Source organism: Streptococcus sp. SR1 (assembly GCF_000526075.1).
Lineage (GTDB): Bacteria > Bacillota > Bacilli > Lactobacillales > Streptococcaceae > Streptococcus > Streptococcus halitosis.
The window spans coordinates 153,247-176,743 of sequence record NZ_JATR01000021.1; the positions used below are offsets into that span (position 1 = coordinate 153,247).

The following is a 23,497-nucleotide window of genomic DNA, read 5'->3' on the forward strand; positions in this document are numbered from 1 at the left end:
TAATCAATTTCTCCTTAAAATTCAAACTCAGCCAACACATCTTGACCACTGGAAATCAGTTTTGCTCCCTCTTGGATCAGGTGGTGACAGCCATCTGAATGGCCATCTAAAATGTTTCCTGGAATGGCAAAAACATCACGCCCTTCTTCCATAGCTCGCTCACAAGTAATAAGACTACCAGAACGCATCCTTGCCTCTGCTACAATGACCCCTCGACATAGTCCTGCTATGATTCGATTACGAGCTGGAAAGTGAAATTTCAAGGGTTCTTCACCAGGTCCGTATTCGCTAAGTACCAAATGGTGATTGCCAATGTGTTCCTGCAAACGTTTATTGGCTCGGGGATAGAAAACATCCAATCCAGTTCCAATGACAGCAATTGTTCTTCCTCCATTCTGGAGTGCAGCCATATGGGCAGCTGTATCAATCCCTTTGGCTAACCCACTGACCACAATTAACTCGTTTTCCAAACCTTGAATGACTTTCTGAACCGACTTTGCTCCCTGACTAGAACATGAACGGCTCCCTACAACAGCAACCTTTGGAAACTTCAACAAGTCCAGATTTCCTTTATAAAACAAGAGCACTGGAGCATCATAAATCTCACTCAGATCCCAAGGATAACAGTCATCAAGAATCGAGAAGGATGGAAATTTTTGGAACTCCTTCTCCAACTGTGCATCATCTATCTGGAAATAGCGTTCTATAAAGACAGCAGGATTACGACACCCCGATAGTTCTGCAATATCACCTAGCAAGAGCTCCTGATCTACAGTCTCATCGTATTCAAGAACAGTTAAAATTTGTTGATTTGTCAGCCCAGCTTTTCTCAATTTGTAAATCTCATAGTTTGTGATCTTCATATACAACTCCATTTCTTTTTCTACTCATCTATCTATTCGTAAAAAAATAAAAAGAAGACCAAGGATCTTCTTTTTTTCATTTATTCAGATTTAGTAGTTGACCAGCTACTTTCAACCATCGGTAAGATTGTTTTTAAAGTTTCTCCATCCCCTTCAAGTGAAACATAGCGGATTTTACCATCATTTGATCGGAAAACCCAAGTAACGAGGTATTCCCCTGACTTAGCAATTGCATTGACAACATAGGCTTCATAACCTCCAATGGTCGATTTGGAGCCCCAAACCTTACTGAAATCAGAGCTTTGTTCTTTGGAAGTTAAAATACTAGACGAGACAGTCACAACATCCAGTTTAGCATATTCTTCTTCGCTGATATTAAATTGCTCAGCCTTGAAGGTATTCAGCGTAACAATGTTGATATCTGTTCCATCACTATACTGTATATCATTTCCACCTTCTACTTCATGGAATCGAACCCATGATTTGGGTACCTTGACAAAACCATACTCATTCGAGCCGATGATTTGAGTCTCTTCCTTTTTCGATTCAGAAACGGCAGAGCTAGAGCCACTCGTTTCCTGACTGCTAGAAGAACTAACAACCGCAGTCGTACTTTCTTCGGTTGCTGTTTGTGATTTATTGGAGCATGAAGCTAGAAAAATACTAGCAGTAACTACAGTACCTAAAATTAATAATTTTTTCATCCTACCACCTTTCCATCTGCATTATAAGAAAAATAAGGACTTCTGTCAAATTTTAACCTAATCAATTCTGTTAGTTTCCGATTTTATCACTCTCATTTAAAGAAAAAACTCTTGAAAAATCTTCAAGAGTTTTGTTTTCTATTTCTATTCTTCATCCATGCTTAAGACGCTAAGGAAGGCTTCTTGTGGGACTTCTACTGATCCGATAGCTTTCATGCGTTTCTTACCAGCTTTTTGTTTTTCAAGAAGTTTACGCTTACGAGAAACGTCACCACCATAACACTTGGCAAGTACGTTTTTACGAAGGGCCTTGATATCCGTACGAGCCACAATTTTGTGTCCAATAGCTGCTTGAATCGGCACTTCAAATTGTTGGCGAGGGATGATTTTCTTGAGCTTATCAACGATGAGTTTCCCACGTTCGTAGGCAAAGTCCTTGTGAACGATAAAGCTAAGGGCATCAACTTTGTCTCCATTGAGAAGAATGTCCATTTTGACCAGCTTAGATGGACGGTACTCTGACAATTCATAGTCAAAGCTTGCATAACCACGCGTCGAAGACTTAAGCTTATCAAAGAAGTCAAAGACGATTTCAGCAAGTGGAATTTGATAGATAACATTGACACGATTGTCATCAATATAGTCCATGGTCACAAAGTCCCCACGTTTGCGTTGAGCTAATTCCATAACTGCTCCGACAAACTCCTGTGGTACCATGATTTGCGCCTTAACATACGGTTCTTCAATAGTCGCAATCTTGGTTGGGTCTGGAAACTCTGATGGGTTAGAGACATCCATAGACTCACCGTCAGTTTGGTTAACCTTATAGATAACAGACGGAGCTGTCATGATGAGGTCAATGTTGAACTCACGCTCTAAACGCTCTTGGATAACATCCATATGGAGAAGTCCAAGGAATCCACAACGGAAACCAAATCCCAGCGCCTGCGATGTTTCTGGTTCAAACTGCAGACTGGCATCGTTGAGCTGCAATTTTTCAAGGGCTTCACGAAGGTCATTGTATTTATTTGACTCGATTGGGTAAAGTCCTGCAAAGACCATAGGGTTCATCTGCTTATAGCCATCCAATGGTTCTGCGGCAGGATTGCTTGCTAGGGTCACTGTATCTCCGACACGCGTGTCTTGAACTGTCTTGATGGAAGCCGCAATATAACCAACGTCACCAGTCGCTAGGAAATCACGCCCTACTGCTTTCGGTGTAAAAATTCCTACCTCAGTGACATCAAAGGTCTTGCCATTGCTCATGAGCTGAATCTTATCGCCAGGTTTGACTATCCCATCCATGACACGAACTTGGAGAATAACCCCGCGGTAGGCATCATAGACCGAGTCGAAAATCAAGGCTTTTAATGGAGCTGAAACATCGCCAGTTGGAGCGGGAACTTTCTCTACGATTTGCTCAAGAATTTCTTCAATACCAATACCAGCTTTGGCTGAAGCCAAGACCGCTTCGCTGGCATCCAGTCCGATGACATCCTCAATCTCTGTACGCACACGCTCTGGATCGGCTGCTGGTAGGTCAATCTTGTTAATGACTGGCAGAATTTCCAAATCATTGTCCAATGCTAGATAAACGTTGGCAAGAGTTTGTGCCTCAATTCCTTGTGCAGCGTCAACTACTAAAATCGCCCCTTCACAGGCAGCGAGCGAACGTGACACTTCATAGGTAAAGTCCACATGCCCAGGTGTGTCTATCAAGTGAAAAATATAGGTCTCACCATCTTTTGCAGTATAATTGAGCTCAATGGCATTGAGTTTAATGGTAATTCCCCGCTCTCGTTCTAGGTCCATACTATCCAGAAGCTGGGCTTGCATTTCACGACTAGAAACCGTCTCCGTCTTTTCCAAAATGCGGTCTGCCAGCGTTGACTTCCCGTGGTCAATATGGGCGATAATAGAAAAGTTCCGGATCTTCTCCTGTCGTTTCTTTAATTCTTCTAAGTTCATGCTGCTCTTCCTTTCAGGGTATCTATTAATTATAAATTGTTTTTAACATTTTGACAAGACCATACCCTGTAAGGAGTACTAATCTTCGGCAATAAAGCCATCATTTTCGATAAAGTGGTGTTCTGTCATTCCTTGGTCTGTAAAGACAATACCATGAAGGACACCACCATAGACAGCTCCTCCATCCATACCAATCTTGCCATCCTCTGTTATCCAAAGCTCAGCTGTACCTCGGTCTTGCTTGAGCAAACCATAAACCGGTGTATGCCCAAAGACAATCATTTTCCCAGTATGATTTTCGGCTTCGTGGAATGGCTTTCTGAGCCAGACTTTCTTGTAATCAGTCGTTTCATGCCAATCATCCAAGGTCAAATCAATACCCGCATGAACAAAGATATACTTGTCTGTCTCTACTACAAATGGCATTTGACGAATAAATTCGACCAAGTCAGCCGCTTCAGTCGCAACACGCTTGGCATCTTCTACGCCATCAACTGGTGCATCCAAGGGACGACCTAAAATAGAGTTAATAGTTGTATCTCCACCATTGCGACGATAATGGTCATAGCTTTCTTCTGGGTCATCGAGCCAAGTCAGAAACATATACTCGTGGTTTCCTGATAGACAGATAGCCCCTTGATTGTCGACCAAGTCTTTGACCATTTCTAGAACACGGCGACTGTCTTCACCTCGGTCAATCAAATCCCCCAGAAAGAGCAACTGGGTGTGACCGTCCCATGTTTTGAGAAGGTCTTCCAGCATACCTGCTTTTCCATGGACATCTCCAATTACGTAATAGTCTGTCATTTATTTCTCCCTCGTTTGCAATAATTCTCTCGCTTGGGTAAGGGCTGCTTGGGTTACATTCTCTCCTGCTAACATCTTAGCAACTTCCTCTACTCGTTCTTCTAAAGTCAAGAGTCGAACAGTTGACACCGTTGAGTGCTCATCGCTAATCTTCTCAATGAAGAATTGATAATCCGCAATGGCAATCACTTGTGGAAGATGAGAAATAGCTAAAACCTGACCATGTTGGCCAATCTTGTGAATCTTCTGAGCAATAGCTTGAGCAACACGACCTGAAACTCCAGTATCCACCTCATCAAAGACAATACTAGTCTTGCTTTCCTTACGAGAAAAAGCAGACTTGATGGCTAGCATGAGACGAGACAATTCCCCACCAGATGCAACCTTGACCAAGGGTTTAAAGTCTTCACCTGGGTTGGTAGAAATGAAAAACTCGACCGTTTCATTCCCCTCACGACTAAATTTGCCCTTGCTAAAGCGAACCTGGAATTGTGCTTTCTCCATATAGAGATCTTGCAGTTCTTGTTTAATCTCTGCCTCAAGCTGCTGGGCCAAGTCATGGCGAGCTGATGCAAGCTGCCCTGCCAAATCAACAAGATTAACTTCCAATTTCTTGAGCTCTGCTTCCATGTCTTCAGAAGAAAGGTTATTACCTGTCAAGAGATTGTACTCATCCGTAATCTTGGCAAAATAAAGCAAAACATCGTCCACAGTTCCACCGTACTTGCGGGTAATAGTATTTATAAGGTCTAAGCGATTTTCAACCTGCATGAGGCGATTGCCATCAAAATCCAAGTCCTCAATAATATCTTCCAAACGCTTGGTAATATCTTCTAAAACATAGTAGGTTTCTGATAGAGAACTTGAAATTTCACGGTATTCAGGGTCATACTCTTCGACACTTTCCATGTCATTCATTGCTGAACGGACATTAGCAAGACTGGAGAATTCCTCATTGTCCAACATAGTGTAGGCATTGGTTAGCGTATCCGCAATATTTTTATGATTGAGGAGTTTATCTCGTTCTTGGTTGAGAGCCAAGTCTTCACCAGCCTGCAAGTTTGCTGCCTCAATCTCTGCCATTTGAAATTCCAACATCTCAATACGAGCCTTATGTTCTTGTTGGTTTTTCTTGACTTCCAAAACCTGCTTGCGCATTTTGCGATAGGCATCAAAGCTCGTCTGATAGGTCTCCTTCAGCTCCAAGAAAGCAGCATCACCAAACTCATCCAACATCTGGATGTGCAGTTGAGGACGCATTAACTCCTCTTGGTCATGCTGACCATGGATATCCACAAGGTGTTGCCCAATAGCACGCAAGACAGAAAGATTGACCATCTGACCATTCACACGACTAACACTACGACCGTTTTGTAAAATTTCCCGGCGGATGATGATCTCATCGCCCATTTCCAAACCTTGCTCTTCAAAAAGTTCCTGTAAAAGGCGACTATTTTCAACCGAGAAAAGCCCCTCTATCTCCGCCTTTGGCGCACCATGACGAATAACGTCTGTCGTTGCACGAGCCCCCAACATGAGATTCATAGCGTCGATAATAATAGACTTTCCAGCACCCGTTTCCCCGGTTAAAACAGTCATACCCTTTTCAAAATTGAGGGAAATCGCCTCAATAATGGCAAAGTTTTTTATCGAAATTTCAAGTAACATACTGACCTACCATTTTTTGACTTGTTCAACAATTTCTTCAGCTGCCTCTGCTGTTCTAGCTACAATTAAGATAGAATCATCATCAGCTAGACAGCTAAAAATCTGTTCAGAAAATGCTTCAACCAACTGACTCTTCACAAAAATAGTATTTCCAGGAATGACAGAAAGGTTGATCATATTTCCCATAAGCTCGTAACTCACAATATTGTCCTCAGCCAACTGCAAACTTTTGACGATTGATTTTGGTAACTCATAAATATAGGTATTATTCTTCAAAGGAATTTTAACAATACCAAGCTCCTTGATGTCCCTTGAGACAGTGGCTTGCGTAGCAGAAATACCTGCTTCCTTCAAATGCTCAACGATTTCTTCCTGAGTCCCGATTTGATAATCCGTAACAAATCTTCTAATTTTTTCAAGTCTCTCTTTTTTATTCATCTTTAAATTCTCTATGTGCTCTCTCTACAACTTTTTCTATTTCAGGGGCAACTTGATTACTTGCTCCCTCTTCCTTTTTCAAATATGCCAGAAATTCGATATTTCCATGTCCACCTTGGATGGGAGAAAAGTCCAAACCAAGCACTGAAAAACCTTGTTCAACTGCCATAGCAGTGACAGATTCAAGGACAGTTTGATGAACCTTGGCATCGCGAATGATTCCATTCTTTCCAATCTGCTCACGACCTGCTTCAAACTGAGGCTTAACCAGAGCCACCACCTGACCTTGATCAGCCAAGACACGATGCAAAGCAGGCAAAATCAGACTGAGGGAAATGAAACTCACATCAATACTGGCAAAGCTTGGTTCCTGCTCAAAATCAGTCTTTTCAGCATAACGAAAATTAAACTGTTCCATGCTGACAACCCGCGAGTCTTGGCGTAATTTCCAAGCCAACTGATTGGTGCCAACATCAACTGCAAAGACCAACTCAGCACCATTTTGCAACATGACGTCAGTAAATCCTCCAGTGGAAGCACCGATATCAATCGTGGTCGCTCCATCAACTGACAAATCAAATACCTGCAAGGCCTTCTCCAGTTTTAGACCACCACGACTGACATACTTGAGTTTTTCACCTTTGAGTTTTAGCTCAGTGTCATCTGGGATTTTTTCTCCTGGTTTATCAAAGCGTTCTCCATTAAGGACTGCTACGACTAGTCCAGCCATGACACCGCGCTTGGCTTGTTCACGCGTTTCAAACAAACCCTGTTTATAAGCTAGTACATCCACTCTTTCCTTAGCCATTGATTCTCAAACTTTCTACTACTTTCACAATCGGCTCTGTTTCAAAGGGAACCTGATGGGCAATTTCCTCTAGTTTTGCATTAGCTTGATCCAGAGTTTGGTTACAAAAAGCAATGGCCTCCTCCAAACCCAACAAGGCTGGATAGGTTGACTTTTCAGCCTGCAAATCCTTTTGTGGAGTCTTGCCGATTTCCTCAAAACTAGCTGTCACATCCAGCACATCATCTCGAACTTGAAAGGCCAGCCCAATCAATTCACCAACCGTTTTCAATTTTGCTTGGATTTCAGGCGCTAATTCTGCTATGATAGCGGCGGCTTGGAAAGGATAGGCTAGTAATTTTCCAGTCTTATTAGCATGAATGGTCTGAAGTTTTTCCAAGGACAAGTGCTGGTGTTCGCCTTCCATATCTAAAACCTGCCCTGCAACCATTCCCAGACTTCCTGAAGCAAGGGATAAGTTGGCAATCAAGTCCACCTTGATTTGACTTGGCAAATCTGCCTGCGCTATCAAGGCATAGGGATCTAGGAACAAGGCATCTCCTGCCAATATTGCCATAGCTTCGCCAAATTTCTTATGATTGGTCAACCGCCCTCGACGGTAATCGTCATCATCCATGGCAGGAAGATCATCGTGAATCAAACTCCCTGTATGAATCATTTCCAAGGCCGCAGCCACCTGCGCGTGTGCTGGTTGGATAGTGACTTGCAAGGCTTCCAGAACTTCTAACAAGAGAAAAGGTCGAATACGCTTGCCACCAGCATGAATGGAATAGAGAACAGATTCCCGTAAACTAGAAGCAAACTGCTGGTCTCCATAAAAGGCTTCCAAGACCGACTCAACAAGAGCTAATTTTTCTTGCTTCTTCATTCAAAATCACTTTCTGTTCCGTCTTCTTGCATGACCTTGACCAAGGTCTTTTCAGCCTTGTCTAACGTCGCTTGGAGCTCTTTTGACAAGAACATGCCCTTTTGAAAGGCCGCAATCGCATCTTCCAAAGCAATTTCACCATTTTCTAAACTTTGGACAATGGTCTCCAGTTCTGCTAGATTTTCCTCAAATTTCTTTTGTTTTGACATCTTTAACCTCTAATTCTACTTGACCATCTCGCATCAAAAGCGTCACTTGGTCTTTTTTCTTCAAATTTTCAACCGAATCGATAACGGACTCTTCTTTTTTGACAATAGCATAACCACGCGCCACGATTCGACTGGTATCCAACATCAACAAGGCTTCTGAAAGTCTTTTCACTTCAGCAACCTTAGCATCATAAACCAGCGCCATTTGGCTACGTAAGAGCTTGTCCAACTGACCAAGCCGGTCTTGATAACGCTGGATTTTGGTTATAGGTGATAATTGGACTAGTTGATGCGTCCTTGCTTGGACTAGCTGTTTATTATCAGAAATCCGTGTTTGAAAACTTTGTTTTAATCGCAGTTGCAGTTGATCTAACCGTTGCAAATAACCATCATACAAGCGCTCTGGCTGTCTAAAGATAACAGACTGACTGCATTTTTTCAAAGCCTCTTTTTTCTTTGACAAGACATTCTGAACTGCTGTTGCCATCCGTTTTTCTTGATTTTGCAAATGCGTCAATAGATCCAAATTGGTCACAGGCGTTGCCAATTCAGCTGCAGCTGTTGGCGTCGCAGCACGACGATCAGCCACAAAGTCTGCCAAGGTCACATCTGTCTCATGACCAACACTAGAAATGATGGGCAAACGGGATTCAAAAATAGCTCGTACCACAATCTCTTCGTTAAAGGCCCAGAGATCCTCGATGGAACCACCACCACGACCAATGATGAGAACATCTAGGTCCTCACGTTGATTGGCACGCGCAATATTTCGAGCAATTTCCTCCGCTGCTCCATCACCTTGTACCTTGGTCGGATAGAGAAGGATATCAACACCAGGAAAACGTCTGCTGACGGTCGTGATGATATCTCGAATAACGGCTCCACTACGACTGGTCACCACTCCAATTCGCTTAGCAAACTGGGGAAGAGGTTGCTTGAATCTCTCTTGAAATAGACCTTCTTCCGTCAATTTTTTCTTAAGTTGTTCAAACTGAATCGCTAGCGCCCCAACCCCATCAGGCTCAGCTTTTTCAATGATGATAGAGTAGCTCCCGCTGGGTTCATAGACCTGCACACGCCCAATCACATTGATTTTCATTCCCTCTTCGAGGTCGAAACCTAATTTTTGATAAATCCCAGACCAGATGGTCGCTTGAATAACTGCATGATCATCTTTTAAGGAGAAATATTGGTGAGTAGGTCGTTTACGAAAGTTGGAAACTTGACCAGTTAAATAGACCCGTTCCAAGTAAGGGTCTTTATCGAATTTCATTTTCAGATACTTGGTCAAAGTTGTTACCGATAAATACTTTTCCATCTCCACCTACTATTCATTTTCTTGCTTTTCCACGGGTATTATTATACCAAAAACATGCTTAAAAATCACCTTTTTCCTACTGAAACTAAAGGAAAAATAGAAAAAGGAGGCTAGGCCTCCTCATCTGATTATTTACTGTTTCGCGCTTCTTCCAAAATCTTTGCAATCTTAGTGGTCAAAAGGTCGATAGCAACTGTATTGCTGACTCCCTCAGGAATGACGATATCCGCATAGCGCTTGGTCGGCTCGATAAACTGGTGGTACATAGGTTTAACTACACCTAAGTACTGCTCAATGACACTGTCAAGGCTACGTCCACGCTCTTCCATATCACGCTTGATCCGACGAATAATACGCACATCATCATCTGTATCCACAAAAATCTTGATATCCATCAAATCGCGCAGGCGCTTATCCTCCAAGACCAGAATCCCCTCAACGATAAAGACATCTTGAGGCTCCTGACGATAGGTCTTGCTACTCCGTGTATGCGCTGTATAGTCATAAGTCGGGATGTCCACTGGGCGCCCTGCCAACAATTCTTTAATCTGCTCGATCATCAGATCTGTATCAAAGGCAAATGGATGGTCGTAGTTGGTTTTGACACGCTCTTCAAAAGTCAAGTGAGACTGATCCTTGTAGTATGAATCATGCTCAATCATGGAAATCTTTTCATCAGGAAAATGCGATAAAATGGCTCTTGAAACACTGGTTTTACCACCACCAGAACCACCTGTCACTCCGATAATGATTGGTCTATTTTGCATGCTATCCTCCGTTTTTTTATCCGTCGTCTATTCTATCATATTTTTTGCAAAATTTATAGTCTGATTTGGATAGCCTAGGGAAAACAAATCCTTCCCACACTCCAGTTAAACTAGCTAAAAACCTTTCTTGGTTTGTAGAAATTGTCTCGTTTTTCTAGAATAGCTAGCAATTTATTCCCCTCAAAGGCAGCCAGTTCTTGATCTGTTTGGTCTAGCTTGATAAAACGACCAAAGCGCACTTCTGTAGCCTCTTCTGGACTTAGGAAAACTTTGACAAGATCCCCCGTTCCAATTTCAAGAGGATGGAGAAAGTCCAGCTGACCAGCCTCCACTTTTTCAGCAATTTCGTCCAAGGTAAGAGCATCCTCCAGTTGTAACCCTGCAGCACTAGTCCGTGTCAGATGGGACATATGGGCCGCGTAACCAAGCTTTTCTCCCAAGTCAACTGACAAGGTACGGATATAAGTTCCCTTACTGCATTTCACACGAAAAGTAAAACGTACAAGTTCGCCTTCATAAGAAATCGGACTCGTCCTCTCAAATTGATAAATAGTCACCTGACGTTCTGGGCGCTCCACTTCCTGACCTGCATGCGCATACTCATAGAGCTTACGACCATTGACCTTGACAGCCGAGTACATAGGTGGAATCTGAGTAATAGACCCAGTCAGACTCGCAATCGCTTCATCGACAATGGTTTCATCCAAGGGCGACAAAACAGGAGTCTCTGCGACCACTTCCCCACTAGCATCCTCGGTCGTCGTTGAATAGCCCAGAGTAATCTCTCCCTCATAGACCTTGCCCTCGTCCTGCATAAATTCGACCATACGGGTTGCCTTGCCAACCGCGATTGGCAGAACTCCCACTACATCCGGATCCAAGGTCCCACCATGACCAATCTTCTTGGTTCCCAAAATCTTACGCAGTTTAAAAACCGCATCATGCGAAGTCATCCCCGCTTCTTTTTTTAAATTGATAATACCGTTCATGTGTTGCTTTCTTATTTCATTCATGAAATATCTTCTTCAAGAATTATAATGTAATTATCTTTTGTAACAAAAGATTTGCTGCTTTTCTTCTAGTGATGGATATACCTCGTTTATTTCCTTCTCCCGTTTTCATCAAAGTTTTTCTTCAATGCAATCTCTGTTGAAATCATCGCGCCAACTAAAGGGATTGTCTGAATCATCGTGATAATAAAGCCAACAGTACTCATTGTCTCCGTTCCCTTTTCAAAAACAATGGCCATGGCAATCACGGAGAGAGGTGCTGAAAGTAGTCCGCAAAGATACCATACTTTCCCAAAATATTGATTCGCAAACTTCCATGTTTCTTCATTCCTCATGGACCTTTTTGTTCGGTATCCGAATACATAATTGATTTCTTTCGGTGTTCTCCTAAAAAATAGCCAGCCAAATAAAAGCATAGTTAACGGAATAAGTAAAACTACGATTAGCATGAATATCCTAAATCCCATTTAAATTCCCTCCATTACTTTTACCTCTAAATGATAGATTCCGATCATGTCAGCAATCTGCTTGTCTTTTTGATCGATTTGATCCACTAGTTGAGTACGTTCACGCTCAAAATCATCGCGCAATTGCTCAATTTGACTTTGTAGCATTTTTTTACACGTGCGCTAGAACGTGCTATCCTATCAAATACATTTCTTGCAAATCGCCCATTTGCATTTTTATTTTCAGGATTGTTACTATGTAATTCTAAATATTTTTTTAATGTTTCTTTTGCAGAATCATGCAAAATGTATTTATCATTTAATCTTTTTTCGTTTATAGCGTTCAGATTTCGTTTTTCGAAATCTGAAATATCCTTCTTGTCAATTTTTTTATTAGCTCTTTCAACTTGTTCTTTTAGATTTTTTTCTCTTACTTCTCTATCCTTTATATACTCGCTATTAGATTCTGCACCTTTACTTTTATTAAGCGATTCATTAGTTGCTGCTAAATTTTCCTTTTTGTTTGCTAAATCTGCAGTATCTATATCAGCAATCTTTCTCCAAGAATTTTCAAAAATTTGTTTACGTGCTACAACGTGATCCAAATTTGCGTTTTCATTTAATTTTAAAGTTTTTCCAGTATATTCATCCTTTAAATTTCCAGATTTTTGCTTTTCTTTCATAGCATTCTTTGCATCAGTATACCTTTTATCTTTCATTATTTTAGCACCCTCTTCTTTTGTATAACCATTAGGATGTTTATCGTTATACTGCTTAAGAAGCGTGTCACTTGTCATATCTAAACCAATTTGATTCGCAAATTGATCCCAGATTTCATCTAAAATAACATCTCCTAATTTATCTGGTGAACTAATCTCTTTACATTCTAGTTCTAATTTTTCGAGATTAGAAAACTCCATTGTAAATTGCTGTTCCAATAGTTCTTCTAATTCGTCATAGTTTATATTTTTAGACTCATCTACTTCTTCAGTACCCAATACTAATAATTCATTTTCCACTGCTTTCTCACTCCCCCTTCAGTGCTTCAAACTTCGCTTTCATAGTTGGATTTTTTCGGGTCAATTTTTTAACTGAAACATCTTCCAATTTGTTATTAGCGAGGCGGAGTTGGTTTTCGGATGTGGTTAGGAACTTCTTGACCTCTTCCATGCGTTTGATGGCCTTGTCGATTTCATCAATAGCTTTACCAAAATTGGTTGAAGCAGAGTTGTAGTTCTTTGCAAAGGCTAGCTTAAAGGCGTCCAAATCTTCCTCAAAATGTGTAATATCGATATTTTGCTCGCGAACCAAGGCCAACTCTTGCTTGTATTTAAGGGAATTAAGCGCTGCATTACGCAAGAGTCCAATCAACTGGATAAAGAACTGAGGACGGACCACATACATCTTTTCATACTCGTGGCTGACATCAACAATTCCTGTATTAAAGTAATCGTTATCTGCTTCTAACATGGTCACCAAAATAGCATACTCACAGTTCTTCTCCCGACGGTCCTTGTCCAATTCCTTGTAAAAATCTGCATTCTTATGCTTTTTCTCCGTCCCATCCGCTTCGTTTTTCATTTCAAACATGATGGAAATAATTTCCACTCCGTTTTCATCACATTCACGGAAGATAAAGTCCCCCTTAGACCCACGTGCAGAGACCTTGTTATCCTTCTCAAAGTAGGCATTTGGAAAGGCAAAACTACGAACCTTGTTAAACTCACTCTCTGCATACTGTTCCAGACTTTCACCGATTGCCTTGGTAGATTGTTGAGCTTTGAAATTCTTGTAAAATTCGACTTGTTCACTAGCAGCCTTGAGCTGGGCTTCGTAATTTTGCTTAACAGAAGCCAAAGACAACTCATTTTCCTTTTCTTGCAAGAGGAGCTGATTTTTGACCTGATCCCGTTCTTTTTCTAAGTCAGAAAGGGTCTTTTGCAGTTGATTTTCATGCTCCAAACGCAAGGTAGCCAGTTGGTTTTCCAAGGCCTGCACTTCCTTGTCCTTTGCCAATAGGGCCTCATGGCTTGTCTGCTCAACTTCTTTCTTAGCTAATTCTTTTTCTGTATCAAAGTTTTGGATTTGACTCTGCAATTGCGCAATTTCTTGGTCTTTTTGAGCCAGTTTAGACTGCTGCTCATTCATAGCCTTTTGCTCAACTAAGGCAAGTTCCTGCTTCATGCGGTCGTGTAATTCCTTATCAAACTCAGCCGTTCTCACTTGAGACAAGAGTTCGGCATACTGACTTTCATTTACTGTAAAGACTTCCCCACAGTTGGGACATTTGATTTCGTTCATAACTTTCCTCTTTCTAGACTTCTGTAACCATTATATCATGCCTGAGGGAAAATCAAAAACAGCGAGTCGAAACCCACTGTTTATATCTGTTACTTTAAATTTTTTCCAAGGCCAAACGCAAATCTTCAATCAAATCCTCTACATTTTCAAGACCGATCGACAAGCGAATTTGGTTTGGTGTAACACCTGCTGCTTCTAGGTCTTTTTCTGACAATTGACCGTGAGTAGTTGTGGCTGGATGGACAACAAGCGATTTTGCATCTGCTACGTTTGCAAGGTCAGAGAAGATTTCCAGATTATCAATCACCTTGCGGGCTTCTGCCTCTCCACCTTTGACATGGAAGGTAAAGATTGAACCAACACCTTTTGGCAAATATTTCTCAGCCAAGGCATGATATGGACTGTCTGCAAGTTTTGGATAGTTGACTTTTTCTACCTTAGGATGGTTGACAAGGAAATCAACAATTTTCTCTGCATTTTGCACATGGCGTTCTACACGAAGTGAAAGAGTTTCAAGCCCTTGGAGCAAGAGAAAGGCATTAAACGGTGACAAGGCAGCACCTGTATCACGGAGCAATTGAACACGAACAGCGATAATAAAGGCTGCTGCACCCACATCACGAGTATAGCTCAAGTTATGGTAGCTCGGATCTTCCTCAACAAATTGAGGGAACTTCCCTGAAGCTGCCCAGTCAAAACGACCGCTATCGACAATCACTCCTCCAATAGTCGTACCATGCCCACCGATAAACTTAGTTGCTGAGTGAATGGAAATATCTACACCGTGAGAGAAGACGTTAATCAAATATGGTGTGGCAAAAGTGTTGTCTGAAACGAGAGGAATCTGGTGTTTATGCGCAATCTCAGCCAATTTTTCCAAGTCAGGAATGTTAATCAAGGGATTCCCCAAGGTTTCAATCAAGACAAGCTTTGTATTGTCATTGATAGCTGCTTCCACTTCTTCCAAATTATCCACATCCACAAAGGTTGTTGTGATCCCATAACGAGGAAGGGTTTCCTTCAAGAGGTTGAAGGTCCCACCGTAAATAGTTGACGCAGCCACCACATGGTCACCTGCGTGAGCAAGCGCCAAAATAGTGTAGGTTACAGCAGCCATACCTGATGCTGTCGCTAGTGCTCCAACACCACCTTCAAGAGCAGCGATTCTTTCTTCAAAGGCTGCTGTTGTAGGATTTGTGATACGGGTATAGATATTCCCCGGTTTTCTCAAAGCAAACAAATCGGCACCTTCTTGCGTGTCATCAAAAACGAAGGATGTTGTTTGATAAATTGGTACTGCACGAGATTTAGTCGCTGGATCAACTACTTGCCCAGCATGTAATTGTAGGGTTTCAAATTTAAAATCACGAGTCATAAGACGACCTCCAAATAGCTTCATTAGGGATATTGTATCATCTTAGGCTAGTCTTTTCCAATACTGTTTTTCTATATTTTGATATAAGGAACAACTATGACTAGTCTTACACATCAAACAAAAAAGCACGATTCACTCGTGCTCGTTTCTTTAATCGACATAAGTATCTTCGTTTTTATTGAGGAAAGCGTATGGTAATCCCATCAAGAGACCTCCTCCGATAAAGTTTCCGACAAAGGTTACACCCCAGTGACGAAGAATATTAGGAATGTCAAAATTAGCAATTGAATCAGCTGCAACACTGAACTTAACAATCGCAAAAGAAGCAAAGTTCGCAGCAATGTGTTCGTTTGTTAAGAATACAAACATGTAAATTGCTGATAAGACAAGCCAAAGTTTGGCGCCACCGTCTTTCACCAAAACAAATGAAAGAATGGCAATGTTTACAAAGATATTGGCTAAAATACCTTCAAGTAAGACTAACTCATTGGAACGACCTAACTTCATCTCTACAACCCCTGAAATGAAGCTATCATGTGTCAGATTTGCATAGGCTGCTGAGTGGGCAAAGCCCCAACCTGCTATCAAGGCTCCGATGAGATTGAACAAGGTACAGTAAAGTAAAATCTCAGCTGTTTTTCTCCAAGAGATTTTTTTCAAGAAACTACCAGCTGTCAAAAACATCATATTTGAAGTTACCAACTCGGCATTCAAGAAAACAATGTAGGCCAATCCCCAAGCAAAAACAAATGGGAAAAGGAAGCGACCACTGCCTGGTGCGATTTTATTAATCAAGTCAGCCCCAACTGCACCCGCAGCCGTACTAAATGTTAAAAAGGCACCTGCAAACATGGAACGAATTGCATACTTAAACTTGCTTTGACTATAAAGACTTTCTTTCTTCTTACAAGCAAATTCAATCTTTGAGATAAATTCTGAAGAGACCATAAAAAACTCCTAAACTTTTATTTGTGAATATTATAACATAAAGCACGCATTTTGAAAAGCCTTTCTTGTATACGTTTTCTACAAAGAAAATCAAGGCATTGGGGGAATTCCATAAATCTCTCCTTTACCCATTAACAGAAAAACATTTCAATGTTTCAAATTGATCATCCAAAAATTCAAACTCAAATAGGTGCCAGTCATCGAAGGTTTGCTCACAATAACTAACTGTTCCTTGATTGTAGTCAATGATAGGTTTCCCCAGCTTGTTCTTCACATCTTCCTCGCTAACTTCTCCATACATTTCCTTAAGATCAGCTAGCATGAAGTTGATAATTCTATTGAGATTTTCCTGATAATTTTTTGATAACAGTTCAACTTTATCTATAAAGTCACAATCAGGCTCTTCGTCCCAAACAAAGATCACTCCCTCATGCTCATAAGTGTATTGCCGTAAACTCTCATCAAAATTCATTGTTCACTCTCCAAATCATTATCATTTACTAAAAATTTATTAACATTAATCAAAATGTTCAAATGATTTCATAAAAATGTCTTCCACACACGCGTATGATAAAATAACAACACTTGCAATGATTAGAAGATATCATCATAATGTTCACTCGCTTGTTGCACAAACTCGAAAATATTCAAAGATATGGGTTTCATTTCCAGTGAACCTAATGCCCCCAAATCATTCATATAAATAGTGTCGTCAGAATCTTTCTTTATAAAAAAAGCGACATCCCCATCTTGCCCAATCAGGAAAAAATCAGGTTCCCACTCTTCTATTTGGTAGGTGGAGTTTCTTTCTAGCAAATCTAGCTTCGAGTATAAGATGATACCTGTATTCTCTATTATCAACTCTCCTGCTTTGTCGATTTTACTCAAGAATTCTGCGTATAAGTTTGGAAGTACCAAGTCAATCTGATTATTCATTGTCAACTCCTCATCTATTTTTCCTACTGCGAAAGTCCTATATCTCATCTTCACTTAGTTCTCTAAAATGTGAAATATGATATCCAAAATAACACTTCCCCCGATTTTCCTATGAAGATTCAGTGTCCAGCCATATTGGCAATTCCTCCCAAGAATATCATAGGAAGATCCTTGTCAAATGGAAAACTACTTGTTATGTCTTCTTTGAGCGTAACGAAAGACTTTTCTCTTAACTGACTCATTATCTATCCTCTCTTATGCCAGGCATCCTTCGGTTACTTACGATAAACCTTTCAACCTACTGATTAGCTTCCTCTCACATTGAAAAGATACCATTAAAGTTGAATGATCATCTTGCAAGCATCATACATTATCAAATTTTATAGTTTTCGATTTCTTCTCTACTCATGCCTACAAGTTCTGTCGTCCACAAGCCCACAATGTCCGACAAGACTGAATCACAGGTATATTCTTCTTCACCGTCTATATACTTACAGGAAAAGACAGGCTTCCTTGTCGCTGCTTGATAAAATGCCATGGCTACTTTTTCTAGTTTTTGGGGATTGAAATCAAGTGATAGTTTTTGAGCCATACTTCCTCGTACCAGATCCCAATTTTCCTGCTTAGCCTGATAGCTTTCTCGTATTTTAGACACATAGCCCCTACAAAATGCTTTCAATAAGTCTGTGTTCTGATAAAGATACCGACAGCTAAAATCCGAAATACAACCTGCGTGAAGTAGGAATATCAGTAAGTCATCCAGACTTTCTGCTACTCTCCCCACTTGGCCCTCACTTCCGATAAAGCCTATGCTGTTATCTTCGAGAAAAACATATTCTTCCCCACTACCGTCTTGAGCAAATGCCTTACAGGCAAGAGAGTATTCCTCATTGTTCCCTGAAAACTGAACTTCACTTATCTTGTCATAAAAATAAATATCACATTCAGTCATCAGTAAGGTCCTTAACTGTTCATTTTCTCTGACTTCTTGTAGCTTATCCATGATCATTCCTTTCTTAAGCTAAACACTTATCCATCTATTACAATTCTAATATGGTAGTTTTTAGTTTCATTCTTTAGATTCTTCACAAGGAGATCATTCTGTTTTGATTGTCCGAAGAAAAAACTGACAGCTTTTCCATCTTTTCTTTCGATAAACAAATGATAACTTGCCCCATTCAATTTGACACTTCGAATATATTTGACTTCAATCCTTCTGATGTTATTCAGCGGAATGATTCTCTTCACAAATACAAAAGCATTGTGAATATAAAATCTCCCATTGGCAATGTGAAACGGGGCAAAAAAATTACCACCACTACGACGGACAATTATAAAACGTCGCCAAAAGATTAGTAACAGAATAGAGGCTAATAAGTAAAAGGCAAAACTAAAGACAGGACTTTCCCACATCGTTTTCATTCCAAACAAAAAATATTCGAACATGCATCATTCTCCTTTGACTGATGTCTCAATTTGACAAAAAACCAGTGAAATTGCTTCTTCACTGGTTTTTGAGGTTAATAACGTTGTCTATACGGTTGATTAAAGGCCTTCAAAATATCCTCAGAAGTCTCTGAATAAGCTTTTGATTCTTTAAAAATCCCCTTAACAATTATACGCTCTGTCGCATTATAGTCCACACAGGTCACTAATGTGATTTCTTTGATACCATCACGATCTTCGATTTCATCTACTCGGTCCGGAGTAACGTGTTTAACTTCCGTAATCTCATAAGTATAAACCTTATCCTTATCAGTCAGGTAAATTTTCATACCCGCTTTAGCGTTAACTAAAGGTGAAAAGAGCATTTGACTGGCATTTTCAGCAGTAAAGATATGGTGACTTGCTAGAGAATAGTTGCCCTCTCCCATTTTTTGGTCTGGTTTCATGGTTCCTGCTCCGTAGAACAAGTTTACATTATCCAGCCCTTTGAAAATCGGTAGGTTAATCTCCACTTCGGGAATAGCAATTCCTCCAATAACGGGAAGCTTCTGAGCGTCCCACTGAGCGGCTAGAACTGCTTCAGATGAGATAGATTTAACCGAATCAAAATCAAAATTTCCTTCTGTTTTGAGATTTTCATCTATATTTTCTTTAGTAACCTGATTGACTTGGTATTTATTGGTATTCCATACCATAAAGAGATCTCGAATCTTTGAATTAAAAATCAAAGCTAAGGATAAAAGGATTAAGAAAACTGCTAAAATATTGAGAAATAAATTCCTACGCTTATTCTTCTTACTTTTCGTTTTTTTATGAGACATTATGCTTTACCTTCTGTTTCGTTTTCAGTCCCAACTTCTTCTTTTTCTACCGCATCAACCGTTGTAAAGGTCACAATCTTGGCATCCTGGTCTAGACGCATCACCTTAACTCCCATAGTTGAGCGTCCTGTTTGTGAAATATTGGCAACATTTGTTCGAATCATAACACCTGTATCCGTGATAATCATCAGGTCTTCATCTCCTTTAACAGTGAGGAGACCTGCAAGAGGGCCATTTTTCTCAGCAACATTGGCTGTCTTCATTCCTTTACCACCACGACCTTTTGTTGGATATTCAGTTGCAAGAGTACGTTTACCATAACCTTTTTCAGTGATGATAAGGACCTCGTCCTGGTCAGTGATGACACTAGCACCAACTACAGTATCTCCTTCACGAAGGTTAACTCCTCGAACCCCTGTCGCGATACGGCTCATACCACGAACGGCTGATTGATTAAAGCGAACGGCATAACCAAATTTGGTACCAATGATGATATCTGTGTCTTCTTCTGTCAGCAAGACGTTAATCAGTTCATCTTCATCCTTGAGATTCAAAGCCTTAAGTCCATTTTGACGGATATTAGCAAATTCTTTAACACTGGTTCGCTTCACGATACCGTGACGGGTTGTGAAGAAAAGATAGGCGTCATCACTACGTTCAGATTTAACATTAATGATGGTCTGTATGCTCTCCCCTTCATCCAGCTTCAAAAGATTGACAACCGGCAATCCCTTGGCTGTGCGACCGTATTCAGGAATTTCATAACCTTTTAGTCGGTATACACGGCCCTTATTGGTAAAGAAGAGCAAATGATCATGGGTGCTGGTTGAAACCAACTCACGCACAAAGTCATCATCCTTAACTCCCGTACCTTGGACTCCACGACCACCACGTTTTTGAGCAGTGAATTCACCTTGGTCCAAACGTTTGATATAGCCCTTGTTAGAAAGAGTGATTAAGACATCCGACTCCTCAATCAAATCTTCGTCTTCAAGTGTCAAGACTTCTCCAACCATTAACTCGGTACGACGTTTGTCACCAAATTTACGTTTTACTTCATCCAATTCATCCTTTATGATTTGTGCCACACGTTCTGGTTTAGCAAGAATATCAGCCAAATCTGCAATCAAGGCAATCAATTCATCATATTCAGACTGAATCTTATCGCGTTCCAATCCTGTCAAGCGACGAAGACGCATATCAAGGATAGCCTGACTTTGACGTTCAGAAAGTTTGAACTTGCTCATCAACTCAGCTTGTGCTTCGGCATCCGTTTCACTAGCACGGATGATACGAATCACTTCGTCAATATGGTCTAGCGCGATTAAAAGGCCTTCTAAGATGTGCGCACGTGCTTCTGCCTTTTCCTTGTCAAAACGGGTACGACGAACAACCACTTCTTTTTGGTGTTCAATATAAGCATCTAAAATTTGGCGAAGAGACAAAATCTTTGGTACGCCATTTTGAATAGCAAGCATATTGAAACCAAAGTTAGTTTGCATCTGCGTCATCTTGAAGAGGTTATTGAGGATAACATTTGCAGAAGCATCACGCTTCACTTCGATAATGAAACGAACCCCTTCACGGTTGGATTCATCACGTACAGCTGTAATGCCCTCAATTCGTTTTTCTTGCGCCAAACGAACGATATGCTCATGGACCTTGGTTTTATTGACCATATAAGGAAATTCTGTTACCACGATGCGCTCACGCCCTGTCTTAGTCGTCTCAATCTCTGTTCGAGAACGGAGGACAATCGAACCCTTACCAGTCTCATAAGCCTTATGAATACCTGATTTCCCCATGACAAGGGCACCAGTTGGAAAATCTGGACCAGGCAAGACTTCCATCAAGTCCCTAGTAGTTACTTCAGGATTATCCATAACCAACTTCACCGCATCAATGGTTTCACCCAAGTTATGAGGTGGGATATTAGTTGCCATCCCAACAGCGATACCAGTTGCCCCATTGACCAAAAGGTTTGGAAAACGAGCTGGCAGGACCAAGGGCTCACGCTCATTGGCATCGTAGTTATCTACGAAATCAACTGTGTTTTTATTGATGTCACGAAGCATTTCAAGAGCAATCTTGCTCATACGTGCTTCTGTGTAACGCTGTGCGGCGGCACCATCCCCGTCCATGGAACCAAAGTTTCCATGCCCATCGACAAGCATGTAACGGTAGCTCCACCACTGAGCCATACGAACCATGGCTTCATAAATAGATGAATCCCCGTGTGGGTGGTATTTACCCATAACATCCCCTGTAATACGGGCTGATTTTTTATGAGGTTTGTCTGGTGTAACACCTAGTTCATTCATTCCATAAAGAATACGACGATGAACAGGCTTTAGACCGTCTCGAACATCAGGAAGAGCCCGCGCAACGATAACACTCATGGCGTAATCGATAAAGCTGGTCTTCATCTCCTTTGTCAGATTGACATTCACTAAATTTCTATCCTGCATTAATAAATGCCTCATTTCACTATTAGTAATTAGATATATTATACCATAATTTGTCCTTCATTTCAGTCTTTGAAAACCACTAAAACGTTTACATCTATAACCGAATAGAATATTCGTGACAAAGCTTTTTAAAAGTGATAGAATGAAAGTGTCTGGGGATTCCCCTAAAAAAAAATGAAGGAGATGTTTAGATAATGACTTCAACTAAACAACACAAAAAAGTGATCCTTGTTGGTGACGGTGCCGTAGGTTCATCTTACGCTTTCGCACTTGTTAACCAAGGAATTGCACAAGAGCTTGGAATTATCGAAATTCCACAATTGCACGAAAAAGCTGTTGGTGATGCGCTTGACCTTAGCCACGCCCTTGCCTTCACTTCACCTAAAAAAATCTATGCTGCTCAATACTCTGACTGTGCAGACGCTGACCTTGTTGTTATCACTGCAGGTGCTCCTCAAAAACCAGGTGAAACTCGTCTTGACCTTGTAGGTAAAAACTTGGCTATCAACAAATCAATCGTAACACAAGTTGTTGAATCAGGTTTCGATGGTATCTTCCTTGTTGCAGCTAACCCAGTTGACGTTTTGACTTACTCAACTTGGAAATTCTCTGGATTCCCTAAAGAACGTGTTATCGGTTCAGGTACTTCACTTGACTCAGCACGTTTCCGTCAAGCACTTGCTGAAAAATTGGATGTTGATGCTCGTTCCGTTCACGCCTACATCATGGGTGAACACGGAGATTCTGAATTTGCGGTTTGGTCACACGCTAACATCGCTGGTGTAAACCTTGAAGAATTCCTTAAAGATACTCAAAACGTTCAAGAAGCTGAATTGATTGAATTGTTCGAAGGTGTTCGTGACGCTGCTTACACAATCATTAACAAAAAAGGAGCTACCTACTACGGTATCGCAGTAGCACTTGCTCGTATCACAAAAGCAATCCTTGATGACGAAAATGCAGTACTTCCACTTTCAGTCTTCCAAGAAGGTCAATACGGTGTTAAAAACGTCTTTATCGGTCAACCAGCTGTTGTTGGTGCACACGGTATCGTTCGTCCAGTAAACATCCCATTGAACGATGCTGAAACTCAAAAAATGCAAGCATCTGCCAAAGAATTGCAAGCTATCATTGATGAAGCATGGAAAAACCCTGAATTCCAAGCAGCTTCTAAAAACTAATGAAAAGAAGGTTCTCAAATATGTACTGACCCCAAAAAGTTAGACAAATAATTATTGAAAGGATTTAGTTCTGTACTGCACAGGACTAAGTCCTTTTAGTTTGACTTTAATTCTTTTATTGTTGTAGTAATTGATATAGTCTACAAC

At 40.8% G+C, this 23,497-nt stretch carries 26 protein-coding genes; 1 reads left to right on the plus strand and 25 read right to left on the minus strand.

Going from position 1 to position 23,497, the window contains the following annotated elements; genetic code table 11:
• Positions 1-14 precede the first annotated feature (14 nt).
• The 24 genes from dprA to gyrA form a co-directional block, all read right to left on the minus strand.
• Positions 15-863, minus strand: a complete 849-nt coding sequence (gene dprA / locus HMPREF1518_RS07835) for a DNA-processing protein DprA (RefSeq protein WP_033585367.1) — start codon at positions 861-863, stop codon at positions 15-17.
• Between the two features lie 80 nt (positions 864-943).
• Entirely contained in the window at positions 944-1,567 is a 624-nt protein-coding gene (locus HMPREF1518_RS07840; protein ID WP_033585368.1) for a hypothetical protein, read from the minus strand.
• A 144-nt stretch (positions 1,568-1,711) separates the two neighbouring features.
• Complete coding sequence (gene lepA, locus HMPREF1518_RS07845; RefSeq protein ID WP_033585370.1) at positions 1,712-3,535, minus strand: translation elongation factor 4; 1,824 nt, start codon at positions 3,533-3,535, stop codon at positions 1,712-1,714.
• A gap of 78 nt (positions 3,536-3,613) precedes the next feature.
• Complete coding sequence (locus tag HMPREF1518_RS07850) at positions 3,614-4,342, minus strand: metallophosphoesterase family protein (RefSeq protein WP_033585371.1); 729 nt, start codon at positions 4,340-4,342, stop codon at positions 3,614-3,616.
• On the minus strand, positions 4,343-6,010 hold the full coding sequence (gene recN / locus HMPREF1518_RS07855; RefSeq protein WP_033585373.1) for a DNA repair protein RecN: 1,668 nt from the start codon (positions 6,008-6,010) through the stop codon (positions 4,343-4,345). It abuts the gene before it with no gap.
• Between the two features lie 6 nt (positions 6,011-6,016).
• The gene (locus tag HMPREF1518_RS07860) at positions 6,017-6,448 is read right to left on the minus strand and encodes an arginine repressor (protein ID WP_033585375.1); all 432 of its coding nucleotides are present in this window, start codon (positions 6,446-6,448) and stop codon (positions 6,017-6,019) included.
• Positions 6,441-7,256, minus strand: coding sequence for a TlyA family RNA methyltransferase (locus HMPREF1518_RS07865; RefSeq protein WP_033585376.1), 816 nt, complete (start codon positions 7,254-7,256; stop codon positions 6,441-6,443). The genes HMPREF1518_RS07860 and HMPREF1518_RS07865 overlap by 8 nt, the downstream gene beginning before the upstream one ends.
• Positions 7,249-8,124: a polyprenyl synthetase family protein gene (locus tag HMPREF1518_RS07870; protein WP_033585377.1), complete on the minus strand. Its 876-nt coding sequence runs from the start codon at positions 8,122-8,124 to the stop codon at positions 7,249-7,251. Before HMPREF1518_RS07870 ends, HMPREF1518_RS07865 begins: the two co-directional genes overlap by 8 nt.
• On the minus strand, positions 8,121-8,333 hold the full coding sequence (locus tag HMPREF1518_RS07875; protein WP_033585378.1) for an exodeoxyribonuclease VII small subunit: 213 nt from the start codon (positions 8,331-8,333) through the stop codon (positions 8,121-8,123). Before HMPREF1518_RS07875 ends, HMPREF1518_RS07870 begins: the two co-directional genes overlap by 4 nt.
• Positions 8,311-9,651: an exodeoxyribonuclease VII large subunit gene (xseA, locus tag HMPREF1518_RS07880; protein ID WP_033585409.1), complete on the minus strand. Its 1,341-nt coding sequence runs from the start codon at positions 9,649-9,651 to the stop codon at positions 8,311-8,313. The genes HMPREF1518_RS07875 and xseA overlap by 23 nt, the downstream gene beginning before the upstream one ends.
• Positions 9,652-9,779: 128 nt before the next feature.
• Entirely contained in the window at positions 9,780-10,418 is a 639-nt protein-coding gene (gene udk / locus HMPREF1518_RS07885; protein WP_001181372.1) for a uridine kinase, read from the minus strand.
• Between the two features lie 110 nt (positions 10,419-10,528).
• Positions 10,529-11,407: a tRNA pseudouridine(55) synthase TruB gene (gene truB, locus HMPREF1518_RS07890; RefSeq protein WP_033585380.1), complete on the minus strand. Its 879-nt coding sequence runs from the start codon at positions 11,405-11,407 to the stop codon at positions 10,529-10,531.
• Positions 11,408-11,517: 110 nt separating this feature from the next.
• Positions 11,518-11,895 carry an SdpI family protein gene (locus tag HMPREF1518_RS07895; RefSeq protein WP_000506904.1) on the minus strand — a complete coding sequence of 126 codons (378 nt, stop codon included), beginning with the start codon at positions 11,893-11,895 and terminating at the stop codon, positions 11,518-11,520.
• An 86-nt stretch (positions 11,896-11,981) separates the two neighbouring features.
• A complete protein-coding gene (locus HMPREF1518_RS07900; RefSeq protein ID WP_033585382.1) occupies positions 11,982-12,893 on the minus strand; it encodes a hypothetical protein in 912 nt (303 codons plus the stop codon).
• 7 nt (positions 12,894-12,900) lie between these two features.
• The gene (locus tag HMPREF1518_RS07905; RefSeq protein WP_033585383.1) at positions 12,901-14,175 is read right to left on the minus strand and encodes a DUF2130 domain-containing protein; all 1,275 of its coding nucleotides are present in this window, start codon (positions 14,173-14,175) and stop codon (positions 12,901-12,903) included.
• Between the two features lie 94 nt (positions 14,176-14,269).
• Positions 14,270-15,550, minus strand: coding sequence for an O-acetylhomoserine aminocarboxypropyltransferase/cysteine synthase family protein (locus HMPREF1518_RS07910; RefSeq protein WP_033585385.1), 1,281 nt, complete (start codon positions 15,548-15,550; stop codon positions 14,270-14,272).
• A gap of 150 nt (positions 15,551-15,700) precedes the next feature.
• Positions 15,701-16,498, minus strand: a complete 798-nt coding sequence (locus HMPREF1518_RS07915; RefSeq protein WP_000254787.1) for a formate/nitrite transporter family protein — start codon at positions 16,496-16,498, stop codon at positions 15,701-15,703.
• Positions 16,499-16,622: 124 nt separating this feature from the next.
• Positions 16,623-16,970, minus strand: a complete 348-nt coding sequence (locus HMPREF1518_RS07920) for a hypothetical protein (RefSeq protein WP_033585387.1) — start codon at positions 16,968-16,970, stop codon at positions 16,623-16,625.
• A gap of 122 nt (positions 16,971-17,092) precedes the next feature.
• Entirely contained in the window at positions 17,093-17,434 is a 342-nt protein-coding gene (locus HMPREF1518_RS07925) for a hypothetical protein (protein ID WP_033585389.1), read from the minus strand.
• 119 nt (positions 17,435-17,553) lie between these two features.
• Positions 17,554-17,676 carry a hypothetical protein gene (locus tag HMPREF1518_RS11055; protein WP_260468146.1) on the minus strand — a complete coding sequence of 41 codons (123 nt, stop codon included), beginning with the start codon at positions 17,674-17,676 and terminating at the stop codon, positions 17,554-17,556.
• A gap of 131 nt (positions 17,677-17,807) precedes the next feature.
• Positions 17,808-18,437 carry a hypothetical protein gene (locus tag HMPREF1518_RS07930; RefSeq protein ID WP_033585390.1) on the minus strand — a complete coding sequence of 210 codons (630 nt, stop codon included), beginning with the start codon at positions 18,435-18,437 and terminating at the stop codon, positions 17,808-17,810.
• Between the two features lie 26 nt (positions 18,438-18,463).
• A complete protein-coding gene (locus HMPREF1518_RS07935) occupies positions 18,464-18,880 on the minus strand; it encodes a hypothetical protein (protein WP_033585394.1) in 417 nt (138 codons plus the stop codon).
• A 74-nt stretch (positions 18,881-18,954) separates the two neighbouring features.
• Positions 18,955-19,701 carry a class A sortase gene (locus HMPREF1518_RS07940; protein WP_000018512.1) on the minus strand — a complete coding sequence of 249 codons (747 nt, stop codon included), beginning with the start codon at positions 19,699-19,701 and terminating at the stop codon, positions 18,955-18,957.
• The gene (gene gyrA, locus HMPREF1518_RS07945) at positions 19,701-22,169 is read right to left on the minus strand and encodes a DNA gyrase subunit A (RefSeq protein WP_033585396.1); all 2,469 of its coding nucleotides are present in this window, start codon (positions 22,167-22,169) and stop codon (positions 19,701-19,703) included. The genes HMPREF1518_RS07940 and gyrA overlap by 1 nt, the downstream gene beginning before the upstream one ends.
• A gap of 194 nt (positions 22,170-22,363) precedes the next feature.
• Here gyrA and HMPREF1518_RS07950 point away from each other — a divergent pair, with 194 nt between their 5' ends.
• Positions 22,364-23,350 carry an L-lactate dehydrogenase gene (locus tag HMPREF1518_RS07950; RefSeq protein ID WP_000204722.1) on the plus strand — a complete coding sequence of 329 codons (987 nt, stop codon included), beginning with the start codon at positions 22,364-22,366 and terminating at the stop codon, positions 23,348-23,350.
• Positions 23,351-23,401: 51 nt separating this feature from the next.
• Here HMPREF1518_RS07950 and HMPREF1518_RS10715 read toward each other — a convergent pair.
• Positions 23,402-23,497 (minus strand): IS3 family transposase (locus HMPREF1518_RS10715; protein WP_156025222.1); only part of this gene is annotated, 96 nt, incomplete at its 5' end.

Bases quoted from the DNA above. Each gene is read 5' to 3' on its own strand.
- dprA (WP_033585367.1), bottom strand. From the start codon at position 863: ATGAAGATCACAAACTATGAGATTTACAAATTGAGAAAAGCTGGGCTG.
- HMPREF1518_RS07840 (WP_033585368.1), bottom strand. From the start codon at position 1,567: ATGAAAAAATTATTAATTTTAGGTACTGTAGTTACTGCTAGTATTTTT.
- lepA (WP_033585370.1), bottom strand. From the start codon at position 3,535: ATGAACTTAGAAGAATTAAAGAAACGACAGGAGAAGATCCGGAACTTT.
- HMPREF1518_RS07850 (WP_033585371.1), bottom strand. From the start codon at position 4,342: ATGACAGACTATTACGTAATTGGAGATGTCCATGGAAAAGCAGGTATG.
- recN (WP_033585373.1), bottom strand. From the start codon at position 6,010: ATGTTACTTGAAATTTCGATAAAAAACTTTGCCATTATTGAGGCGATT.
- HMPREF1518_RS07860 (WP_033585375.1), bottom strand. From the start codon at position 6,448: ATGAATAAAAAAGAGAGACTTGAAAAAATTAGAAGATTTGTTACGGAT.
- HMPREF1518_RS07865 (WP_033585376.1), bottom strand. From the start codon at position 7,256: ATGGCTAAGGAAAGAGTGGATGTACTAGCTTATAAACAGGGTTTGTTT.
- HMPREF1518_RS07870 (WP_033585377.1), bottom strand. From the start codon at position 8,124: ATGAAGAAGCAAGAAAAATTAGCTCTTGTTGAGTCGGTCTTGGAAGCC.
- HMPREF1518_RS07875 (WP_033585378.1), bottom strand. From the start codon at position 8,333: ATGTCAAAACAAAAGAAATTTGAGGAAAATCTAGCAGAACTGGAGACC.
- xseA (WP_033585409.1), bottom strand. From the start codon at position 9,651: ATGGAAAAGTATTTATCGGTAACAACTTTGACCAAGTATCTGAAAATG.
- udk (WP_001181372.1), bottom strand. From the start codon at position 10,418: ATGCAAAATAGACCAATCATTATCGGAGTGACAGGTGGTTCTGGTGGT.
- truB (WP_033585380.1), bottom strand. From the start codon at position 11,407: ATGAACGGTATTATCAATTTAAAAAAAGAAGCGGGGATGACTTCGCAT.
- HMPREF1518_RS07895 (WP_000506904.1), bottom strand. From the start codon at position 11,895: ATGGGATTTAGGATATTCATGCTAATCGTAGTTTTACTTATTCCGTTA.
- HMPREF1518_RS07905 (WP_033585383.1), bottom strand. From the start codon at position 14,175: ATGAACGAAATCAAATGTCCCAACTGTGGGGAAGTCTTTACAGTAAAT.
- HMPREF1518_RS07910 (WP_033585385.1), bottom strand. From the start codon at position 15,550: ATGACTCGTGATTTTAAATTTGAAACCCTACAATTACATGCTGGGCAA.
- HMPREF1518_RS07915 (WP_000254787.1), bottom strand. From the start codon at position 16,498: ATGGTCTCTTCAGAATTTATCTCAAAGATTGAATTTGCTTGTAAGAAG.
- HMPREF1518_RS07920 (WP_033585387.1), bottom strand. From the start codon at position 16,970: ATGAATTTTGATGAGAGTTTACGGCAATACACTTATGAGCATGAGGGA.
- HMPREF1518_RS07925 (WP_033585389.1), bottom strand. From the start codon at position 17,434: ATGAATAATCAGATTGACTTGGTACTTCCAAACTTATACGCAGAATTC.
- HMPREF1518_RS11055 (WP_260468146.1), bottom strand. From the start codon at position 17,676: ATGAGTCAGTTAAGAGAAAAGTCTTTCGTTACGCTCAAAGAAGACATA.
- HMPREF1518_RS07930 (WP_033585390.1), bottom strand. From the start codon at position 18,437: ATGGATAAGCTACAAGAAGTCAGAGAAAATGAACAGTTAAGGACCTTA.
- HMPREF1518_RS07935 (WP_033585394.1), bottom strand. From the start codon at position 18,880: ATGTTCGAATATTTTTTGTTTGGAATGAAAACGATGTGGGAAAGTCCT.
- HMPREF1518_RS07940 (WP_000018512.1), bottom strand. From the start codon at position 19,701: ATGTCTCATAAAAAAACGAAAAGTAAGAAGAATAAGCGTAGGAATTTA.
- gyrA (WP_033585396.1), bottom strand. From the start codon at position 22,169: ATGCAGGATAGAAATTTAGTGAATGTCAATCTGACAAAGGAGATGAAG.
- HMPREF1518_RS07950 (WP_000204722.1), top strand. From the start codon at position 22,364: ATGACTTCAACTAAACAACACAAAAAAGTGATCCTTGTTGGTGACGGT.